The organism is Kineococcus sp. GCM10028916 (assembly GCF_042674865.1).
Lineage (GTDB): Bacteria > Actinomycetota > Actinomycetes > Actinomycetales > Kineococcaceae > Kineococcus.
Genome location: NZ_JBHTFM010000017.1, coordinates 94031 through 113630, shown reverse-complemented (window position 1 = coordinate 113630; position 19600 = coordinate 94031). Strand labels below are relative to the sequence as shown.

Annotated in this window: 17 protein-coding genes and 1 pseudogene; 5 read left to right on the top strand and 13 right to left on the bottom strand. The window is 73.1% G+C overall.

What is annotated here, in order from left to right; genetic code table 11:
- From ACFQ46_RS16940 to ACFQ46_RS16925, 4 genes and pseudogenes are all read right to left on the bottom strand, one after another.
- Window positions 1-601, bottom strand: a pseudogene (locus tag ACFQ46_RS16940) (IS3 family transposase); the annotation flags it as partial.
- A 252-nt stretch (window positions 602-853) separates the two neighbouring features.
- Window positions 854-1480: a TetR/AcrR family transcriptional regulator gene (locus tag ACFQ46_RS16935; RefSeq protein ID WP_380260556.1), complete on the bottom strand. Its 627-nt coding sequence runs from the start codon at window positions 1478-1480 to the stop codon at window positions 854-856.
- Between the two features lie 130 nt (window positions 1481-1610).
- Entirely contained in the window at window positions 1611-2270 is a 660-nt protein-coding gene (locus ACFQ46_RS16930) for a GNAT family N-acetyltransferase (protein ID WP_380260555.1), read from the bottom strand.
- A 105-nt stretch (window positions 2271-2375) separates the two neighbouring features.
- A complete protein-coding gene (locus tag ACFQ46_RS16925; RefSeq protein WP_380260554.1) occupies window positions 2376-3776 on the bottom strand; it encodes an aspartate aminotransferase family protein in 1401 nt (466 codons plus the stop codon).
- Window positions 3777-3927: 151 nt separating this feature from the next.
- Here ACFQ46_RS16925 and ACFQ46_RS16920 point away from each other — a divergent pair, with 151 nt between their 5' ends.
- On the top strand, window positions 3928-5454 hold the full coding sequence (locus ACFQ46_RS16920) for a PucR family transcriptional regulator (protein ID WP_380260553.1): 1527 nt from the start codon (window positions 3928-3930) through the stop codon (window positions 5452-5454).
- Here the strand turns inward: ACFQ46_RS16920 and allB are convergent.
- The 4 genes from allB to ACFQ46_RS16900 are packed head-to-tail and all read right to left on the bottom strand — an operon-like array spanning window position 5417 to window position 9762.
- Window positions 5417-6766, bottom strand: coding sequence for an allantoinase AllB (gene allB, locus ACFQ46_RS16915; RefSeq protein WP_380260954.1), 1350 nt, complete (start codon window positions 6764-6766; stop codon window positions 5417-5419). The two genes, ACFQ46_RS16920 and allB, sit on opposite strands and share 38 nt — an antisense overlap.
- A 14-nt stretch (window positions 6767-6780) precedes the next feature.
- Window positions 6781-7491, bottom strand: a complete 711-nt coding sequence (locus tag ACFQ46_RS16910; protein WP_380260552.1) for a GntR family transcriptional regulator — start codon at window positions 7489-7491, stop codon at window positions 6781-6783.
- Window positions 7492-7504: 13 nt separating this feature from the next.
- Window positions 7505-8272 carry an aspartate/glutamate racemase family protein gene (locus ACFQ46_RS16905; RefSeq protein WP_380260551.1) on the bottom strand — a complete coding sequence of 256 codons (768 nt, stop codon included), beginning with the start codon at window positions 8270-8272 and terminating at the stop codon, window positions 7505-7507.
- On the bottom strand, window positions 8272-9762 hold the full coding sequence (locus ACFQ46_RS16900) for an NCS1 family nucleobase:cation symporter-1 (protein ID WP_380260550.1): 1491 nt from the start codon (window positions 9760-9762) through the stop codon (window positions 8272-8274). Before ACFQ46_RS16900 ends, ACFQ46_RS16905 begins: the two co-directional genes overlap by 1 nt.
- Window positions 9763-9886: 124 nt before the next feature.
- Here ACFQ46_RS16900 and ACFQ46_RS16895 point away from each other — a divergent pair, with 124 nt between their 5' ends.
- Window positions 9887-10531 (top strand): MBL fold metallo-hydrolase, encoded by a 645-nt coding sequence (locus tag ACFQ46_RS16895; RefSeq protein WP_380260549.1) that lies wholly within the window; start codon window positions 9887-9889, stop codon window positions 10529-10531.
- A gap of 8 nt (window positions 10532-10539) precedes the next feature.
- Here the strand turns inward: ACFQ46_RS16895 and ACFQ46_RS16890 are convergent, their stop codons facing one another.
- Together ACFQ46_RS16890 and ACFQ46_RS16885 are read right to left on the bottom strand one after the other, a co-directional pair.
- Complete coding sequence (locus ACFQ46_RS16890; RefSeq protein ID WP_380260548.1) at window positions 10540-12999, bottom strand: ABC transporter; 2460 nt, start codon at window positions 12997-12999, stop codon at window positions 10540-10542.
- A 15-nt stretch (window positions 13000-13014) separates the two neighbouring features.
- Window positions 13015-14013 carry an aldo/keto reductase gene (locus tag ACFQ46_RS16885; protein WP_380260547.1) on the bottom strand — a complete coding sequence of 333 codons (999 nt, stop codon included), beginning with the start codon at window positions 14011-14013 and terminating at the stop codon, window positions 13015-13017.
- Window positions 14014-14301: 288 nt separating this feature from the next.
- On the opposite strand from ACFQ46_RS16885, the gene ACFQ46_RS16880 reads away from it, so the two are divergent.
- The gene (locus tag ACFQ46_RS16880) at window positions 14302-15423 is read left to right on the top strand and encodes an NAD(P)/FAD-dependent oxidoreductase (protein WP_380260546.1); all 1122 of its coding nucleotides are present in this window, start codon (window positions 14302-14304) and stop codon (window positions 15421-15423) included.
- Here ACFQ46_RS16880 and ACFQ46_RS16875 read toward each other — a convergent pair.
- The gene (locus tag ACFQ46_RS16875) at window positions 15407-15829 is read right to left on the bottom strand and encodes a MerR family transcriptional regulator (protein ID WP_380260545.1); all 423 of its coding nucleotides are present in this window, start codon (window positions 15827-15829) and stop codon (window positions 15407-15409) included. The two genes, ACFQ46_RS16880 and ACFQ46_RS16875, sit on opposite strands and share 17 nt — an antisense overlap.
- Before the next feature lie 10 nt (window positions 15830-15839).
- A complete protein-coding gene (locus ACFQ46_RS16870; protein ID WP_380260544.1) occupies window positions 15840-16202 on the bottom strand; it encodes a nuclear transport factor 2 family protein in 363 nt (120 codons plus the stop codon).
- Window positions 16203-16297: 95 nt separating this feature from the next.
- Here ACFQ46_RS16870 and ACFQ46_RS16865 point away from each other — a divergent pair, with 95 nt between their 5' ends.
- On the top strand, window positions 16298-17182 hold the full coding sequence (locus tag ACFQ46_RS16865; protein ID WP_380260543.1) for a LysR family transcriptional regulator: 885 nt from the start codon (window positions 16298-16300) through the stop codon (window positions 17180-17182).
- A 31-nt stretch (window positions 17183-17213) separates the two neighbouring features.
- Entirely contained in the window at window positions 17214-18083 is an 870-nt protein-coding gene (locus ACFQ46_RS16860; protein WP_380260542.1) for an aminodeoxychorismate lyase, read from the top strand.
- 92 nt (window positions 18084-18175) lie between these two features.
- Here ACFQ46_RS16860 and ACFQ46_RS16855 read toward each other — a convergent pair whose 3' ends face one another.
- Window positions 18176-19594, bottom strand: a complete 1419-nt coding sequence (locus ACFQ46_RS16855; protein ID WP_380260541.1) for a dihydrolipoyl dehydrogenase family protein — start codon at window positions 19592-19594, stop codon at window positions 18176-18178.
- Window positions 19595-19600: the final 6 nt, after the last annotated feature.

Sequence of the window (19600 nt, the reverse complement as noted above, 5' to 3'; positions counted from 1 at the left end):
TCACCCACTGCGGTGCGAAGATCGAGCAGGGGCGGACGCTCCGTAGCGCAGTTCATGCTCGACGGGACTGACGCAACCGAGCCGGGAGTGGCGACGCTGACGGTGGTAGGAGATCTCGAGGTGGACGAAGGTCGCGTTCGCCAGCTCGACGCGGGTCCGCCGCTTCTTCCGGTTCAGCAGTTCGATCTGCATGCTGGACCAGAACGACTCCACCATCGCGTTGTCGCAGCCGTCGCCGATGGTTCCGAACGACGGCATCAGCCCCTCAGCCGGATCTTGTCGGTGAACGCCCAGGAGGTGAACGGAACTCCGTGGTGCGCGTGGACGATGCGACCGGCCGGTGGAGTGCTCCGCGATGTCGGTGACCCACCACTCCTCGGGCGAGAGCCGGTGGAACTCGCGGTACACCAGGTCATCGGCAGTCACGACACCACTGAGACGTTTGACCTTCGCGGCCCGGGAAGTGCGGCGATCCCAGCCAAGCTCGTCAACACTGCGACGAGACGTTCGCTGATCTGCACGCCCATCGCCTGGGTGATCTCGGCGTGGACGTCCAGACGGCACGGCGGGAACCGCTGGTTTGGCGGGACGCGGTGTGGACCCAGGAGGAACTGCCCTTCGCCGCGCACCCGACCCTCGGCTCGGTACGGCGTGGCTGACCGCGGGCGGTGTTCCCCGGCGACGAGGCGTCGTCATGCAGGAGTGCGGGGCGAGTCTCGCGGACGTGCGCCTCGCACGGGACCACCCTGACCTTCGTCGCACCACCCCTGCTCCGGGAGGGTCCGCCCGAGGCGGAACTCCGGCGACGGTTCGTGGCGGGCCTGGAGGTCGTCGAACTCCGTCCGAGCGGTGGTCAGGTTTCCTGGTCCCGGATCCAGAGGCCCATGAGCCTGCTGAAGAACTGCAGGAGTTCTTCGGCCGGCGTGCCCTCCGGGTCGGCGAGCTCGGCCAGGGCCAGTCCGTCGACGAAGACCCCGACGAACCCGGCGAGCACCTCCGGGTCCACGTCACCGCTGCCGTCCGGCACGTGCGCCTGCACCCAGGGGTCGGTGACCGAGCGCGCCGCCTCCCGCATCGCGCTGTACTGCTGCCGGGCGATCTCCGCCCGCCCTTCGGACCGCAGCGACCAGGTGGTCAACTCGTAGAGGGACAGGCGGCGGCCACGGTCGAAGGACTCCTCCGCGGCGAGGGCGGCGCGCAGCCGCCGCAGTGCGTCCTCCGCCGGCCCCTGGGGCGCGCCGGCCGGGACGTCACGCCCCGCGCCCTGCACCTCGCGCAGGTGGGCGAGGGCGACCTCCTGCACCAGTTCGTCCTTGCTGGCGAACCAGTAGTGGACGGTGCCCAGCGGGACGCCGGCCTCCTCGGCGATGCGGCGGGTGGTCGTCGCGGCGACGCCGTCACGACTGACCACCCGGGCGGCGGCGGCGATGAGCTCGTCGCGCTTCGCGCCCGGGTCACGACGGGTCCTCGGTGGTGCCATACCCGGGATGCTCGCACAACCGTCCCTGCACCGGAGACCCTCCGGCCGATCGACCGGAACGTTCGGCCGAAGATGGTCGACTCGCGGATCCGTTGCTGCGCAACGCGAATCAGCGGTCGCCGTCGCCGGGTCAGGCGAACGGGCGCGCCGGTCGCCACATCGAGGCCGGGCCGGTGACGGTCCCGAGCGCCTCGACGGTGGCCAGGAAGCGGAACCCGAAGGACTCGTAGAGCGTCCGGCTGCGGGGGGTCGACGCCTCCAGGTAGGCGGCCGCCCCGGCGGCGTCCACCTGACGCAACCGGGAGGCCAGCAGCGTCGACCCCACCCCGAGGCCCCGGGCGCCGTCGCCCACCCCGATAGCGGCGAGGTACCAGTGCTCCGGGACCGGGCGGTGCCGCGCCAGCACGGCCTGGTTGGCCAGGGCGCGACGGATCCCCCTCCAGCCCAGCGCCTTCCAGAAGGTCGGGAGCTGAGCGACCTGCGCCGGGAGGTGACCCGCGCTCCCGGGGGCCTCCCAGGCCGCCGCACCCAGCACGCGCCCGTCGGGACCCACCGCGACGTCCACCGCGCCGTGGCGCAGGGCCCCCGACGCCAGCACGGCCCGGAAGAAGCCGCGGGTGCGCCGGTGACGCTCGGGTCCGGTTCCGGTGAACGTCGCCATCACCGGGTCCGCGGCGAAGGCGGTGGCCAGGACGTCGGTGACGACCTCGAACTCACCGGGCGCGGCGGGGCGCACCTCGACGACCGGCGGGGCGGCAGCGTCCTGGGGGGTGAGCGGGGTCGGGAGCACGGGTCCTCCTGGTCGTGGCGGGTCCCTGGTCCGGGACCCCTCCACTGTAGGCAGAGATCTGGTCACTTGACCAGTTCACCTGACCAGATGGCCCGTGCCCCGTGGTCAGACCAGCTTCATCGCGTCGATCAGCGTCGCCCGCAGGATCTGCTCCATCTCGTCGAACTCCGCCTGACCGGTGGTCAGCGCGGGCGCCACCTGGATGACCGGTTCGCCGCGGTCGTCGGGACGGGCGTAGAGGCCGTTCCGGAACAGGGCCGACGGCAGGAACTGCTTGATGAGCGTCTCGCGCTCGCCGAGGTCGAACGTCTCCTTCGTCGTCTTGTCCTTGACGAGTTCGACGGCCCAGAAGTACCCGTCGCCCCGGACGTCGCCCACGATGTCCAGGTCCAGCAGCTTCTTCAGGGTGTCACCGAGGGCCTGCTCGTGGTCGAGGACGTTCTGGTTCAACCCCTCGCGCTCGAAGATGTCGAGGTTCGCCAGCGACACCGCCGCCGACACCGGGTGCCCGCCGAAGGTGTACCCGTGGGGGAAGAAGTTCTTGCCCTCGAGGAAGGGCGCCATGATGCGGTCCGAGGCGATCATCGCGCCGATCGGGCCGTAGCCGGAACTCATGCCCTTCGCACAGGTGATGATGTCGGGCTGGTAGCCGAACTTCTCGCAGGCGAACATCGTGCCGTGGCGGCCGAAACCGCAGATGACCTCGTCCGAGACGAGCAGGACGTCGTACCTGTCGCAGATCTCCCGCACCAGCTGGAAGTAGCCGGGCGGCGGGGTGAAGCACCCGCCGGAGTTCTGCACGGGTTCGAGGACGACGGCCGCGACCGTGTCGGGACCCTCGAAGAGGATCGCCTCCTCGATGCGGGCCGCGGACCACCGGCCGAACTCGACCGGGTCGGTCGGGGCACCCATCCGCTCGGCGCGGTAGATGTTCGTGTTCGGCACCCGGAAACCGCCCGGGGTCAGCGGTTCGAAGGCCTGCTTCATCGCCGGCAGGCCGGTGATCGCCAGCGCCCCCTGCGGGGTCCCGTGGTAGGCGGTCGCCCGCGAGATGACCTTGTGCTTCAGCGGTTTCCCGGTGAGCTTGAAGTACTGCTTGGCGACCTTCCAGGCGCTCTCGACGGCCTCGCCACCCCCGGTGGTGAAGAACACGCGGTTGAGGTCACCCGGGGCGTAGGAGGCCACGCGTTCCGCGAGCTGGATCGCGGGTTCGGTGGCGTAGCCCCAGACGGGGAAGAACGCGAGGGTCTCGGCCTGCTTGGCCATGACCTCGGCGAGTTCCGCGCGGCCGTGGCCGGCCTGGACGACGAACAGGCCCGAGAGACCGTCGAGGACCTTGTGGCCCTTGTCGTCCCAGATGTAGGCGCCCTCGCCCTTGACGATGACGGGAGCGGGCCTGTCCTGGTAGGCACCCATGCGCGCGAAGTGCATCCACAGGTGATCGCGTGCGGCGGTGGTGAGGTCGGAGGACCCCGCACCCTGGACGACCTGCTCGGTCACGGTCATGCCGAACCCTCCTCGAGTTCCAACGACGACGTCCGCCGGGCGTTGCCCGCCGATCCTCCCACCCTCCCGCCGTGGAGGACAGGGGCACCAGCGACGCTTCGTCGGCGCTGCGCCGGGACCACCGACGAACCGTCGGCGTTAGCCTGCCACCGTGCTCACCGTCGCGGACGTCCTGGCGCTGCCCGTCCTGGCCGCGGGCGGCCCGTGGGTGCGCGCCGGTGAGGACCGCCTCGGGGTGCGCGTGCGGTGGGTGCACGTCAGCGAGCAGACGGAGGTCGCCGGGCTCCTGGGGGGTGGCGAACTCCTGCTCTCCACCGGCATGGGGCTGCGCGACGTGGACCTCGCCGCCTACGTCACCTCCCTCGTCGACGCCGGAGCCGTCGGCCTGGTCGTCGAACTCGGCGACCACCTCGACGCCCTGCCGCCGGCGCTGGTCCGCGCCGCCCGCGCCGCCCGGTTCCCGCTGGTCGAACTGCACCGGGTGGTCCGCTTCGTCGAGGTGACCGAGCAGGTGCACGCCCGGTTGCTGGTGGACCAGCACGAGCGCCTGCGCTTCGCCGAACGCGTCCACGCCTCCTTCGCGGGGCTGAGCACGACGGGGGCCACCACGGCGGAGGTCCTGGACCGGGCGGCGGAACTCCTCGACGGGCCCGTGGTGCTCGAGGACGTGACCCACCGCGCCGTCGCCCACGTCGCCGGGCCGGCGGGGACGGCGCAGGTGCTCTTCGACTGGTCGCGGCGCTCGCGGCGCGGGGGCGGCCACGAGGGGTGGTCGACGGCGCCGGTGGGCGCACCGGGCAACCGCTGGGGCCGACTCGTCGCCCCGGGCCCGATCGGGGGCCGCGACGCGGTGCTCGTCCTGGAACGCGCCGCGGAGGTCCTGACGGTGCTGCGGCTGCTGTCCCCCGAGGGAGACCGCGACCTCGCCGACCGCGCCCACGCGGACCTCGTGCAGGACCTGTTGCGGGCCCGTCCCGTGGACGAAGCCGCACTGCGCCAACGGGTCCGCGCTCTCGGGTTGCCGACCCGCGGGGGTTTCGCCGCCGCGGCCGTGCACACTCCCGGCGGCGCGGACCGGGCCACGGTGGGGCAGACGCTCGCCCACGTGGGCGGGGTCGGCATCACCGGCGTCCTCGCCCACGACGTCGTCGGCGTGCTGCTGGTGGGGCGGGAGGACGCGACAGCGACGTTGCTGCCGCGGCTCGCGCAGGCCCTCCCCGCCGCGGCCACCCTCGGCGCCGCCGGGGTGGTCGGTGAGCTCAGCGCCACGGCGGAGGGTTTCGCCGAAGCCCGTCACGTCGCCCAGGTCGCGGCCGCCGCGCCGCGACGGGTCCCGGGTGCGGTCCACCGCACCGCCGACCTCGGCGTGCGGGGGTTGTTGTGGCACCTGCGCGGCGACCACCGGGTCGCGCAGTTCGCGGAGGCGCAACTGTCCCCGGTGCTGGACGCCGTCGACGGTGGCGACGCCGACCTCGCCCTGCTCACCGCCTACCTGGAGGTCGGCGGGTCGATGACCCCGCTCGCGGCGCGGCTGCACCTGTCCCGACCGGCGACCTACGGTCGGGTGGAACGGCTCGCCCAGCGCCTCGGCCGCGATCTCGACGACCCCGAGACCCGGGTGGCGCTGCACCTCGCGCTGCTCACCCGGGCCCAGCAGGAACGGCTCGGGGACGGGTGAGGAGTTCCCCGCGGGGTGGCGCCCCGAGGTCGAGGAGTTCACCGCGACGCCAGGTCGAGCGCACCGCGCCGGTGAAGGTGCGCCCCTGGTAGGGCGTGACCTTGTTCTTGTGCTGCAACGTCTCCGCGTCCACCGTCCACTCCTCCTCGGGGGCGAAGACGGCGAAGTCGGCGACGTTCCCGGCGGCGATCCGGCCGCGGTCGGTGAACCCCGCGAGGTCGGCGGTGGCCGAGGACATCCAGCCGACGACGGTCTCCAGCGCGACCCCGCGACCCCGGGCGGCCGTCCACACGGCGGGCAGACCGAGCTGCACCGAGGCGATGCCGCCCCAGGCGGTCCCGAAGTCCCCCTCCTCCAGGCGCTTCAGCTCCGCGGTGCACGGGGAGTGGTCGGAGACGACGCAGTCGATCGTCCCGTCCAGCAGCCCCCGCCACAACGCGTCCTGCTCGGAGCGGTCGCGGATCGGGGGGCAGCACTTGAACGACGTGTCCCCGTCGGGGACGTCGGCGGCGTCGAGGGTCAGGTAGTGCGGGCACGTCTCGACGGAGAGGCGGGTGCCGGCCGCCTTCGCCGCCCGGACCTCGGCGAGGCCGGCCGCCGAGGACAGGTGCACGACGTGCGCGCGGGCCCCGGCGCGGGCGGCCGCCTCGGCGACGGAGCGCACGGCGAGCGCCTCCGCGGCCGGCGGACGCGACCCGACGAAGTCCGCGAAGCGGCGCCCACCCGGGTGGGCGTGGGCGCCGATCTCCCCGGCGTCCTCGGCGTGGGCCAGCAGCAGGCCGTCGAAGCGGGCGAGTTCGGTCAGCGCCTCCTGCAGACCTTCGGCGTCCAGGGGCTGGAACTCCTCGATCCCGGAGTCGAGCAGGAAGCACTTCACCCCGAACACCCCGGCCTCGTGCAGCGGTTCGAGCTGGTCGGCGTTGCCCGGCACGGCACCGCCCCAGAAACCCACGTCGATGACGCACTTCCCCTGCGCAGCCGCCCGCTTCAGCTCCAGCGCCTCGGGGTCCAGCGTCGCCGGGGTGCTGTTCAGCGGCATGTCGAGGATCGTCGTGATCCCCCCGGCCGCCGCGGCGCGGGTCGCCGAGGCGAAACCCTCCCACTCGGTGCGCCCGGGTTCGTTGACGTGGACGTGGGTGTCGACCAGCCCCGGCAGCAGCACCTCGTCGTCGGCGAGGACCACCTCGCGGGCCGCGTCCCAGACGTGGTCGAACCCCTCGACGCCGACGACCAGACCGCTCCGCACCCCGACCGAGACCGGTCGCTGCGCACCCTCCACGACAGCTCGTGCCGCCCGCAGCACCAGATCCACCCGCACGTCCTCGCTCACCGTTCGTCCTCCGCCGTCGAAGCCGTTCCGCCCGTGTCCCGTCCGCCCAGTGTGCGGTAGCGCGTCCGGCGCACCGGAGCCGCCGCCGGCGGTGAGGACGACCGACGGGACCGGACCCGCGCGGTCAGGTTCTCCTGGTGCGCGGAGGCGGTCGCCAGCAACGCCTCCGCGTCCCCCGCGGCGAAGGCCGCGAGCATGGCGGCGTGCTCGGCGTGCAGGTGCGCGGCCTCGGCGGGGGCGAGGTCCTCCATCGGCCGGTACGGCTCGGTGAGGTCCCAGATCCGGTCGAAGACGGCCAGCAGTCGAGGCATCGCGGACGGCCGGGTCACCGCGACGTGGAACGCGCGGCTCTGGTGGTGGTACCCGCGTTCGTCCCCGTCGACGACGGCCTGCCACAGCTTCTCGTGGGCCTCCCGGGCGGCCTCGACGTCGCCCGGACGCACGAGCCGGACGGCGACGGCGAGCGCCGCGAGTTCCAGCGTGCCGCGGACGTCGAAGAGTTCGGCGAGCTCCCCCTCGGCGAGGAGGGTCACGGTGTACCCGCGGCGGGGCTGGTGCTCGACGAGCCCCTCCCCGACGAGCGTCATGAGCGCCTCGCGCACCGGGATGCGGCTGACGTCGTGGGTGGCGGCGAGGACGTCGACCTCCAGGGCCGAACCGGGCGGGACGACCCCCTCGACGATGTCGTTGCGGATGGCGTCCAGCACCGGACGCGCGCTCCTAGCGGACCGGACCACCCGACGACCGACCTCCCGCGCCCGGGCCCCCGCGCAGGGGCCATCCCCGCACGTCCTCGGCCCGGGGCGGAGCGTAGCTGCGGGCCTTGGAGGTGGACAGCCCCAGGGCGACCAGCGATTCGGCGAGGCGGGCACCGGCGGCGACCCCGTCGACGACCGGCACGGCCAGCGCGGCGGTGACGGTCTCGTGGACGCCGGACATCCCCGCGCAGCCGAGCAGGACGACCTCGGCGCCGTCCTCCTCGACGAGGCGGCGGGCCTGCTCGACGAAACCCTTCGCGGTGACCTCGGGGTTCGCCTCGAGTTCCAGGACGGGCAGGTCGACGCTGCGGATGCCGACGCAGCGCCCCGCGAGGCCGGCGAGCAGCAACCGGTCGTGGATGGCGGGGGCGGCCCGGTCCAGCGAGGTGACGACCCCGTACGTGCGGCCGAGCAGGCACGCGGTGTGCGCGGCGGCCTCGGTGATGTCGACGACGGGCACGTCCAGGACGTCCTGCAACGCCTCGCGACCGACCTCACCGAACCCCGCGTGGACGACGGCGTCGAACTCCCCGTCGTGGTTCTGGACGGCGTCGAGGACGCCGACCGCGGAGAGGTAGCTCTCGTAGTTCGACTCGACCGAGGCCGGGCCGAAGGTCGGGGTGAGCGCCACGACCCTGGTCGTCGCCGACACCGCGGCCTGCGCTGAGCGCCGGATGACCTCGGTCACCGCCTCGGAGGTGTTGACGTTGACGACCAGGATCGTGGGCATCAGACGGTTTCCCGGCTCGGGATGGAGTTCTTCAGGGCCAGGTAGAGCAGGAACGAGATCGCAGCCCCGATGAACCAGCTGAACGAGGCGGCGGTCGGGTTGGTGAAGAACACGATGCCGATGCCGATGACCGCGGCCACCGCGGTCGCCGCGACCGCGACCGGGTTCCAGCCCCTGGTGTAGTGGTAGGCCCCGTCGGGACTCATCGTGAACAGGTCGTCGACCTTCACCTGCTGCTTCTTCACCAGGTAGTAGTCGGCGATGAGGACCCCGTACAGCGGCCCGATGAACGCGCCCAGCGTGTCGAGGGTGTAGTGGATCATCCCGTCGGTGCTGTAGAGGTTCCACGGGGTGATGAGGACGGAACCGACGGCGGCGATCATGCCGCCGGCGCGCCAGGAGATCTTCTGCGGCGAGACGTGCGAGAAGTCGAACGCGGGCGAGACGAAGTTCGCGACGATGTTGATGCCGATGGTCGCGATGATGAAGGTCAGGCAGCCCAGGACCGCGACGGTGAGGTTGTCGAGGCGGTAGACCGTGTCGACCGGGTCGGTGATGAGCTGGCCGTAGACGGGGACCGTCGCCGAGGCCGTGACGACGCAGAGGACGGCGAACACGAGGAAGTTCACCGGCAGGCCGAGGAAGTTCCCCCGCTTGACCGCGGCCATCGACGTCCCGTACCGGGCGAAGTCGCCGTAGTTCAGCATCGGTCCGGAGAAGTACGACACGACGAGGGCGACCGCGGAGATCATCATGCCGACCGCACCGATGCCGTGGTGGGTCACGTTGCCCAGGTTCAGCGAGATGTTCGACGGACCCGCCTCGGTCACCAGGTAGGCGGCGAGGGCGAACATGACGACGTAGACGGCCGGACCGCAGAAGTCGATGAACTTGCGGATCGCCTCCATGCCGCGCCAGAACACCAGCGCCTGCAGGACCCACATGACGCCGAACGCGGCCCAGCCGATCGTGCTGAGGCCCACGAACCCGTGCTGCGCCTTGTCGGCCCAGGGCGCGAGGTCGGGGTTGATCTTCAGGACGAGCAGCACGAGCGCGTTGGAGGCCAGGAAGGTCTGGATGCCGTACCAGGCCACCGCGATGACGCCGCGGATCACGGCCGGGACGTTGGCGCCCAGCACCCCGAACGTCACCCGGGAGACCACGGGGTAGGGAACCCCGGTCGCCTGGCTGGGTTTCGCGACGAGGTTGCAGAGGAAGTACACGATGACGATGCCGACCAGCAGCGAGACGAGCACCTGCCAGGCGGCGAGCCCGAGGGCGAACAGGCTGCCGGCGGTCACGTACCCGCCGACGCTGTGCACGTCGGACATCCAGAACGCGAAGAAGTTGTAGGACCGCCAGTTCTGCTGCTTCAGCGGTGCGAGGTCGGAGTTCGTCAGGCGCGGGTGGTACCCGTCCTTGACGAGGCCGTCCCCTGCTGCGTGCGAACGGCCGGTGAGTTCCACCTCGGCCCGCGTCACCTCGGTCATGGCAGCTCCTGCGCGTCGTGGTGCATCCGGGGCCCGTCTCGGGCGCACCGGCGGGACCGGCGCTGGAAGAACGCTATTGACCTCAGGTTTCGCGCTTGTAACCTCGCGGATATATTCCGTGACCATGCGCGTCACGCACTTCGGCCACTCGTGCCTGCTCGTCGAGACCGGTGCCGCCCGGATCCTGGTGGACCCCGGCACCTACAGCCACGGTTTCGAGGAGCTCGAGGACCTCGACGCCGTCCTCGTCACCCACGCCCACCCCGACCACGTCGACGTCGAGCGCCTGCCGTCGCTGCTCGACAGCAACGACGCCGCGGTGCTGCACGCCGAACCGTCGACGGCGGCCTCGCTCACCGAGTCGGGCCTGCGGGCCTCGCCCCTGCACCCCGGGGACTCCGTGGTCGTCGCGGGCGTCACGGTCACCGCGGTCGGCGGGCGGCACGCCGTCATCCACGCCGACATCGCCCGCATCGGCAACGTCGGCCTGGTCTTCACGGCCGAGGGGGAACCGACGCTCTTCCACCCCGGCGACTCCTACGAGGCGGTCCCCGACGGCGTCGACGTGCTCGCCGTCCCCCTGAACGCCCCGTGGGCCGCGTCGAAGGAGACCGTCGACTTCGTCCGCGCCGTCGGCGCGCGCGAGGGCCTGCTCATCCACGACGCGCTGCTCGCGCCGCCCGGCCGCGCCACCTACGCCGGCCACGTCCGCACCCTGGGCGGTCTCGCCGTCCGCGAGACCGAGGGCACCACCCCGCTCACCTTCTGATCACCCGCTCACCCGATCGTGCGCAGGTGGTGGGCGGTGGCGCCGACGCCCGCCGCCAGCACGTCGGCCGGGGTCCCCTGCGCGACCACGCGGCCACCGTCCTCACCGCCGCCGGGGCCGAGGTCGACCAGCCAGTCGGCGCCGAGCAGCACCGCGGCGTCGTGCTCCACCACGACGACGGTGCTGCCCGCGTCGACGAGTCCGTGCAGCAGCCGCAGCAGCCGCTCGACGTCCGTGGGGTGCAGACCGGTGGTGGGTTCGTCCAGCAGGTAGAGCGTCCCCGCCACGCTGGTGCGCTGCAGTTCCGTCGCGAGCTTGATGCGCTGGGCCTCCCCACCGGAGAGTTCCGTCGCGGGTTGACCCAGGCGCAGGTAGCCCAACCCGATGTCGCGCAGCGCGTTCAGACCGCGCAGCGCGACGGGGAGGTCGTCGAGCGCCGTGCAGGCCTCGTCGACGGTCAGGGCGAGGACGTCGGCGACGGTGAGCCCACGGTGGGTGATCTCCAGAGTCTCCGGCGCGTAGCGGGTCCCGTGGCAGTCCGGGCAGGGCGACCACGTCCCGGGCAGGAACAGCAGCTCCACCGACAGCGCCCCCTCCCCCTTGCAGGTGGGACAGCGGCCGGCGGCGACGTTGAACGAGAACCGGCTCGCCGTCCACCGGCGGCGCCTCGCCTCGGGTTCACGGGCGAAGGTCTCGCGGACGGCGTCGAACAACCCCGTGTACGTCGCGAGGTTCGAGCGCGGGGTGCGCCCGATCGGGCGCTGGTCGACGCGCACCAGCCGGGTGACCCCCTCGAGGCCCGTCGCCCCGCGCACGACGGGGCGCTCCCCCGTCGGTCCGTCCGTCTCGTCGGACTCGTCGGGCTCGTCGGACTCGTCGGGCTCCTCACTCCCCAGGTGGTCCGTGACGACGTCGGCGACGATCCCCGCCAGCGTCGACTTCCCCGCCCCGGACACCCCCGACACCGCGGTGAACACCCCCAGCGGGAGGTCGACGTCGAGGTCGCGGACGGTGTGCGACGAGACCCCGGTGAGGCCGAGCCACCCCGTCGGGGTCCTCGCGGGCGTCCGCAGCCCGGGACGGAACCCCGGGGCGAGGAACTCCCGGGTCACCGACTCCGCGACGTCCTGCAGACCCGCGACCGGGCCGGAGTGCAGGACCCGTCCGCCGGCCGTCCCCGCCCCGGGCCCCACGTCGATGAGCCAGTCCGCCGAGCGGACGACGGCCATGTCGTGCTCGACGACGAGCACGCTGTTGCCGGCGTCGCGCAGGCCGGCGAGGACGTCCAGCAGCGCGACGGTGTCCGCCGGGTGCAACCCCGCCGAGGGTTCGTCCAGGACGTAGACCACGCCGAACAACCCCGACCGCAGTTGCGTGGCGAGCCGCAACCGCTGCAGCTCCCCGGTGGAGAGGGTCGGCACCGTGCGGTCGAGGGCGAGGTAGCCCAGACCCAGGTCGACCACGGCGGCGGCGCGGGCGAGCAGGTCGCGCACGATGACGTGCGCCGGCCCGTCGGCGGGGACGTCGGCGCCACCGAGGGCCTCGACGAGGCGCCGCACCGGCAACCCGGCCAGCTCGACGACGTCGTGCCCCGCGAAGGTCACCGCCAGCGCCTCGGGCCGCAACCGGCGACCACCGCACGCCGGGCACGGTGTGGCCTGCAGGAAACCCCGCAGCCGTTCCTTCGTGCTCGACGACCCGGTCGTCGCGAAGGTGTGCATGACGTGGTCGCGCACGCTGGTCCAGGTGCCCTGGTAGGGACGCTGGATGCGGTGCGCCTCGCGCACGGGGTGCACCGTCACGACGGGTTTCTCGTCGGTGAAGAGGATCCAGTCGCGGTCCGCGCGGGGCAGGTCGCGCCAGGGGACGTCGACGTCGTGGCCGAGGGTCGCGAGGACGTCCCGGAAGTTCTTGCCCTGCCACGCCCGCGGCCACGCGGCGATCGCCCCGTCCCGGATGCTCAGGGACGGGTCGGGGACGACGGACTCCTCGGTGACCGAGAACTCCGTGCCGACCCCGTGGCAGCGCGGGCAGGCCCCCACCGCGGTGTTGGGTGAGAACGCGTCGGAGTCGAGCCGGGGCGCACCCGCCGGGTAGTCACCGGCCCGCGACAGCAGCATCCGCAGCGAGTTCGACAACGTCGTGACCGTGCCCACGGTGGAACGCGACGACGACCCGGACCGGTTCTGCTGCAGGGCGACCGCCGGCGGGACACCGGTCACGGCGTCGACGTGCGGCGCCGCGACCTGCTGGATCAGGCGCCGGGCGTACGGCGCGACGGACTCGAGGTAGCGCCGCTGCGCCTCGGCGTAGATCGTGCCGAAGGCCAACGACGACTTCCCCGAACCCGACACCCCGGTGAACGCGACGACCGCACCCCGGGGCAGGTCGACGTCGACGTCGCGCAGGTTGTGGTCGCGGGCGCCGCGGACCCGGACCAGGTCGTCCCCGGGGGCGTGGAGGTGCACCCCACCACCGTAGGGTCAGCGGCGCACGGACGACATGTCCGGGTATCGCTCACCCGCCCCGGCCCCCACCGGCAGGACCGCGTCGAGGGCCGCCAGGTCCTCCGCCGTGAGCTCCACCTCGACCGCGGCGATGTTCTCGGCCAGGTAGCTGCGCCGCTTGGTGCCGGGGATCGGGACGACGTCGGGCCCCTTGGCCGACAACCAGGCCAGCGCGACCTGGCCGGCGCTCACCCCCTTGGCCGTCGCCAGGGCGCGCACCTCGTCGACGAGGGCGAGGTTCTTGTCGAAGTTCTCCCCCTGGAACCGCGGGTTGTGGCGGCGGAAGTCGTCGGGGGCGAGGTCGTCGACGCTGCGGATCGCCCCGGAGAGGAACCCACGACCCAGCGGGGAGTACGCGACGAAACCGATGCCCAGTTCCCGCACGGTGGCCAGCACGCCGTCCTCCTCGACCTCACGCGTCCACAGCGACCACTCGGTCTGCAGCGCGGTGACGGGGTGGGTGGCGTGCGCGCGCCGGATCGTCTCCGGCGCAGCCTCGCTGATGCCGAGGCGGCGGACCTTGCCGGCCGCCACGAGTTCGGCCATCGCCCCCCAGGTCTCCTCGACGGGAACGGCCGTGTCGACGCGGTGCTGGTAGTAGAGGTCGATGTGGTCGACGCCGAGGCGTTCCAGGCTCGCGTCGCAGGCGGCGCGCACGTACTCGGGCCGGCCGTTGACGGCGCGGGAGCCGTCGGCGCGGCGTTCGTTGCCGAACTTCGTCGCGAGCACCACCTCCTCGCGCCGTCCCGCGATGGCCCTGCCGACGAGCTCCTCGTTGGTGAACGGGCCGTACATGTCGGCCGTGTCGAGGAACGTGACGCCGGCGTCGAGCGCCGCGCCGATCGTGGCGAGGGACTCCGCCTCGTCACCGGGCCCGTAGAACTCGCTCATGCCCATGCAGCCCAGGCCCTGGGCCGAGACCGTGAGCTCGGTGCCGTTGGCCGTGCTGCCGAGGGTGCGTCGGGGGTAGCTCATGGCCCCACCCTGCGACTTCGAGCGCGCTCGAAGTCAAGCCGGGGTGACCGGCCGCGGAGGACGCGGTGGCTTCCCGACGCTGGGGTGCGGATCGGGTCGTGCAGTGGTCCCCAGGTTCCACGCGGCGGTGGCGGAAGGGGTTGACTGGCCCGGAGCACGCTCCGCTCCACCCGTTGTCCCGCACTCGAGACCGGAACGGCAGACCCGTGAACCGACCCACCGCCCGACGCGCCGTCGTCGACCGCCTCCGCGCGGCCGCCTGATCCACTCCGTCCGGAAGAGAGCACCATGACCGTCTCCACCGCCCGTGTCGTCGTCGTCGGCGCCGGCATCCTCGGCGCCTCCACCGCCGCGCACCTGGCCCGCTCGGGTGCCTCCGTGGACCTCGTCACCGAGGGCGACGTCGCCTCCGGGGCCTCCGGCCGCTCGTTGTCCTGGCTGAACTCCGCCGGCGCCCGCAGCGACGCGTACCACCTGCTCCGCACTGTCGCGGTCGACCGCTGGCGCACCTTCGCCCACCGCGCGGACCTGCAGCGGGCGGTCCGCTTCGACGGCGGGCTGACCTGGGCCCCTGCGGGGCAGAGCTACCGCGAGCGCCACGCCCACGAACTCTCCATCGGCTACGACTCGCTCTGGCTCGGCCCCGACGAGGTCGCCGCCTGGACGCCGGGCGTCGACCCGGCCGCGATCGCCGCCGAGGGCGCGGTGTTCAACCCCGGTGAGGGCTGGGTGGACCTGCCGCTCGCCGTGGACGAACTGCTCGCGCGGTTGCGGGCCGCGGGTGGGCGTCTGCACACCGGGGTCGGACGCGCCCACCCCGTCGTGGAGAACGGCCGGGTGACGGGCGTCCGCACGGACTCCGGCGCCACGTTCACCGCCGACGCCGTCGTGCTCGCGACCGGCCCGTGGGTTCCCCGCGACCTCGCCGAGCTCGGCGTCACCGTCCCCGAGGACACCCCCGTCTCGCTGCTGCTGCGGACGAAGCCCGTCGACGTGGCGCTGCGCGCGGTGCTGAACACACCGCGGGTCGCGGTCCGCCCCGCCCCGTCCGGCACCCTCGTGCTCGACTCCGGCTGGTCGGAGCAGGAGGTCGTCGTCCACGGCGAGGGTGACTACGAGGTGAAGGAGAGCACCCTGGCGGGGCTGCTGGCCGAGGCCTCCCGCGTCCTCGCCGGGAACCCGTCCTTGGAGCTCGCCGGTCACGGCGTGGGGCCGAAGCCGATCCCCGGCGACGGTGAACCCGTCGTCGGCCCCGTCGACGGGATCGCCGGACTGCACGTCCTGTTCACCCACAGCGGGGCGACCCTCGGGCTGGTGCTGGGCGAGTTCACCGCGCGCGAGGTGCTCACCGGGACGGCGCACCCCCTCCTGGCGTCGTTCCGTCCCGCGCGCTTCACCCCGGGGGCCTGAGGCTCGAGGGGTCGGCCGGCGCGGTCGACGGCCCGGCCTCGTAGAGGTCGATCTTGGCCGTGATCGCGCCGAGGTGGTGCGTGACCTCCTCGAGCTGGGACAGGACGCGTTCGCGGTGGGCGCGCAGGATCTGCAACCGCGCCTGCTCGTTCCCCGCCCCCGCCCGGCACAGCTCGGCGTACTCGCGGACCTCGCGCACGGGCATCCCGGTGGCGCGCAACCGCTGGACCATCACGATCCAGCGCAGGTCGGCCTCCTCGTAGCGGCGCCGGCCCGCGCTGGTCCGGGCCGGCGTCCCCACGAGCAGCCCCTCGGTCTCGTAGTAGCGCAGCGCGTGGGTGCTCAGACCCAGCCGTTCGGCCGCCTCGGCGATGCTCAGCCCGGCGCGTTCGTCGGTGGTGCTCACCGCAGGAGTGTCACCCCAGCAGGGGGCGCGGGTCGAAGACGACCCGGATGCGGTCGATGCCGTCCGGGCCGACGTGCATCCGGTTCACCACGGGGAACGGATCGACGCCGTCGAGGCGGGTCCGCATCTCGAACCAGGTGACGACCTCGTCGCCGTCGACCAGCAGCTTCTCCACCACGACCTCCTCGAGGAAGCCCTCGCGCATGCCGAGCAGCCCGGCGACGCACTCGTCGGGTCCGTCCGCGGCGCCCATCGGCCCCCGGAAGGACACCTGCGGGTCGAACAGGCCGCGCAGGGCGTCGGCGTCCCCGGCGTTCCAGCCGCGGAAGTAGTCCTCGGCGTGCTCACGTGCGGTGGCCCCTGCGGTGGTCATCGTGATCTCCTCTCGTCGTCCTGGTCCTCCGAGCCTGCTCCGGTTCGAGCCAGAAGTCCAAGACCGGTTCGTGACCGCTGCCATACGATGTGGTGATGGAGCTGAGGGCGCTGGAACACTTCGTCGCCGTCGTCGACGCAGGGGGTTTCACCCGCGCCGCGGCGAAGCTGCGGGTCGCCCAACCCGGGGTCAGCGCCCAGGTCCGCAACCTCGAACGCGAACTGGGACAGGCGTTGTTCGAACGCCACGCCCGCGGCGCGACCCTCACCGCCGCGGGGCGGACCGCGCTCCCGCACGCCCGGGCGGCGCTGGCCTCGGCCGCGGCGGTGGCCGACGACGTCGCCGCGCTCACCGGGTTGCTGCGCGGGACTCTGCGGGTCGGGATGCTGCTCTCCAGCAGCGGGATGCAGATGCCCGCCCTCCTGCGGGAGTTCCGCGACCTCGCCCCCGCCGTCGAGCTCCGGGTGACCGAGGACGACGCCGCGAACCTGCTCGTCGCCGTGCGGGAGGGGACGCTCGACGTCGCGTGGACGGCGACCGCGGACCGCGATCTCGACGACCTGGCCGGGATCACCGTCGCCCACGAACCCCTCGCCGCACTGGTCGCCACGGACCACCGGTGGGCCCGCCGTCGCACGGTGACCCTCGCCGAACTGTGCGGGGAACCGTTGCTGTCGGTCCCGCCCGGCGGGGGTCTGCGCACGGTGCTGGAGGAGACCTGCGCCGCCCACGGCCTGACGTACCGGGTCGCCCTCGAGGCGAACTCCCCCGTCCTGCTGGCGTCCCTGGCGGCTCAGGGGCTCGGCGTGGCCCTCGTCCCCGCCTCGTTCGCCGACTCCTCCACGGGAGGCACCGTCCACCCGCTGCGGATCGTGCGGCCGGGGCTGGTGGGCCGGGTGCAGGTGCTCTGGCGGCGGGAGAACCCCTCCCCCGCGACGCGCGCGTTCACCCGGCTCGTGACGCGCACCACCCACGGCTGACGGCCCGGCCGCCGGCGGGCAGGATGGTGACGTGTCCAGTCCCGTCCTGTTCCTGATGTCGACCGGTCCCGACGGCACGACGACGTTCGCGCCGGCCGACCCGACCGCCCCGCACCTGCGCGTCGACGACCTCGGCGCCACCCGCGGCGACGGGATCTTCGAGTCGGTGAACGTCGTCGGCGGCGTCGCGCAGAGCCTGCGCCACCACCTCGACCGGTTCGCGCGCTCCGCCGCGATGGTCGACCTCCCCGCCCCGGACGCGACCGCGTGGGCCGTCGCGCTGAAGCAGGCCGTGGCCGCGCACGACCCGGTGCCCGAACTGCTGGTGAAGCTGATCGTGACCCGCGGGGTCGAGGGCAGCGGTGTCCCCACCGGCTGGGTGCACGCGTTCGTCGCCGCCGACCACGCCCGCGAACGGGTCGAGGGCATCGACGTCCTGGCCCTGGAACGCGCCTACCCCAGCGACGTGATGACGCGGGCGCCCTGGCTGTTGCAGGGGGCCAAGACGTTGTCCTACGCGCTGAACATGGCCGCGCTGCGCCACGCCCGCGCCCGGGGCGCCCACGACGTCGTGTTCCTGTCCTCCGACGGCGAGGTCCTCGAGGGCCCGAACTCGACCGTCGTCGCCGTCTTCGGCGACCGCTGGGTCACGACACCCCCGGAACTCGGGATCCTCGAGGGGACGACCCAGGGCCGCGCCTTCGACTTCGCCCGGGGCCGGGGCGACCGCGCCGAGATCGGCCGGCTCGCGCTGGCGGACCTGCACTCCGCCGACGCGCTGTGGCTGGTCTCCAGCGGCCGCCTCAGCGCCCCTGTCCGCAGCGTCGACGGGACCCCCCGGCCCGTCGACGTCGTGCTCTCCGCCGAACTGCTGCAGCACCTGCTCACCGTCCACGACTGAGCCGGGGGCGGGGTTCGGGTTGGACCGTTGACGCTTCGGGCCGATAGGTGTGGCCCGAAGCGTCAACGGTCCGAAACCCGACCACAGGACGGCTACAGGCCGTAGGTCTCCAGCAACCGCAGCCAGACCTCGCTCATCGTGGGGTAGCTGGGCACGGCGTGCCAGAGCCGCTCCAGGGGCACCTCGCCGACGATCGCGACCGTCGCGGCGTGGAGCAGTTCGGCGACGTCCTGCCCGACGAACGTCACGCCGACGATCACCTTGCGCTGCTCGTCGACGACCATCCGCGCCTTCCCGACGTAGCCGTCGGCGACGAGGGACGCACCCGCGACGTTGCCGAGGTCGTAGTCGACGACCTTGACGTCGAGGCCCTGCTCGCGGGCCTGGGCGGCGGTCAACCCGACCTGCGCGACCTCGGGGTCGGTGAACACGACCTGCGGGACGGCGTGGTGGTCGGCCGTCGCGGTGTAGCGCGACCACGGGGGCGTCTCGATCGGCCCGGCGGCCCGGGCGGCGATGGCGTCGCCGGTCGCGCGGGCGTCGTACTTGCCCTGGTGGGTGAGCTTCACCCGACCGGACACGTCGCCCGTCGCGTACAGCCAGGAGCCCTCGACCCCGGCGACGAGCCCGGTGTCGTCGACCTCGAGGGATCCGCCGTCCTGCAGCCCGACGGTCTCCAGCCCGATGCCGCTGGTCGCGGGGCGACGTCCGGTGGCGACGAGGAACTCGTCGGCGTCGACGGTCGAGCCGTCGCCCAGGGTCACGTGCACACCGCTGTCGTCCCGGGAGACCCGCGCGAGTTCCGCGCCCGTGCGGACGTCGATCCCGTCGGCGCGCAACGCCTCCGCGACCATCTCGCCGGCGAAGTCCTCCTGCCCGGCCAGCAGCCCGGAGCGCACGAGGAGGGTGACCTGCGACCCCAGGCGCGCCCAGGCCTGGGCGAGTTCGCAACCCACGACGCCGCCACCGATCACGGCCAGGCGCGCGGGTACGCTCTTCGCGCTCGTCGCCTCCCGGCTCGTCCAGACCCGGGAGTCCGCGAGCCCCGGGACGTCGGGCAGGACGGGCACGGAGCCGGTCGACACCACGACGGCCTGACGGGCGGTCAGCTCCACCGTTCCCTCCGCCGTCTCGACGGAGACCGTCCGCGTCCCGGTCAGCCGCGCGGTCCCCCGCACCAGACCGAGTCCCGCGGAGTCCAACCACTTCGCCTGACTGCTGTCGTCCCAGCCGCTGGTGAAGCCGTCGCGGCGTTCCAGGACCTTCGCCGCGTCCAGCGACCCGGTCACGGCCTCGGCCGCGCCCTTCAGCCGCTGCGCCGCGGCGAGGGCCTGCCCGGAACGCAGCAACGCCTTCGACGGCATGCACGCCCAGTAGGAGCACTCGCCGCCGACGAGCTCCTTCTCCACCACCACGACGTCCAGTCCCGTCCGCCCGGCCCGGTCGGCGACGTTCTCACCCACCGCCCCGGCTCCGATGACCACGACGTCGACCTCTCGCTGAGTGCTCACGCTCGC

Coding starts and splice junctions, on each gene's coding strand:
- ACFQ46_RS16935 (WP_380260556.1), bottom strand. CDS start 1,480: ATGGCACCACCGAGGACCCGTCGTGACCCGGGCGCGAAGCGCGACGAG.
- ACFQ46_RS16925 (WP_380260554.1), bottom strand. CDS start 3,776: ATGACCGTGACCGAGCAGGTCGTCCAGGGTGCGGGGTCCTCCGACCTC.
- ACFQ46_RS16905 (WP_380260551.1), bottom strand. CDS start 8,272: ATGCCCACGATCCTGGTCGTCAACGTCAACACCTCCGAGGCGGTGACC.
- ACFQ46_RS16900 (WP_380260550.1), bottom strand. CDS start 9,762: ATGACCGAGGTGACGCGGGCCGAGGTGGAACTCACCGGCCGTTCGCAC.
- ACFQ46_RS16895 (WP_380260549.1), top strand. CDS start 9,887: ATGCGCGTCACGCACTTCGGCCACTCGTGCCTGCTCGTCGAGACCGGT.
- ACFQ46_RS16885 (WP_380260547.1), bottom strand. CDS start 14,013: ATGAGCTACCCCCGACGCACCCTCGGCAGCACGGCCAACGGCACCGAG.
- ACFQ46_RS16880 (WP_380260546.1), top strand. CDS start 14,302: ATGACCGTCTCCACCGCCCGTGTCGTCGTCGTCGGCGCCGGCATCCTC.
- ACFQ46_RS16870 (WP_380260544.1), bottom strand. CDS start 16,202: ATGACCACCGCAGGGGCCACCGCACGTGAGCACGCCGAGGACTACTTC.
- ACFQ46_RS16865 (WP_380260543.1), top strand. CDS start 16,298: ATGGAGCTGAGGGCGCTGGAACACTTCGTCGCCGTCGTCGACGCAGGG.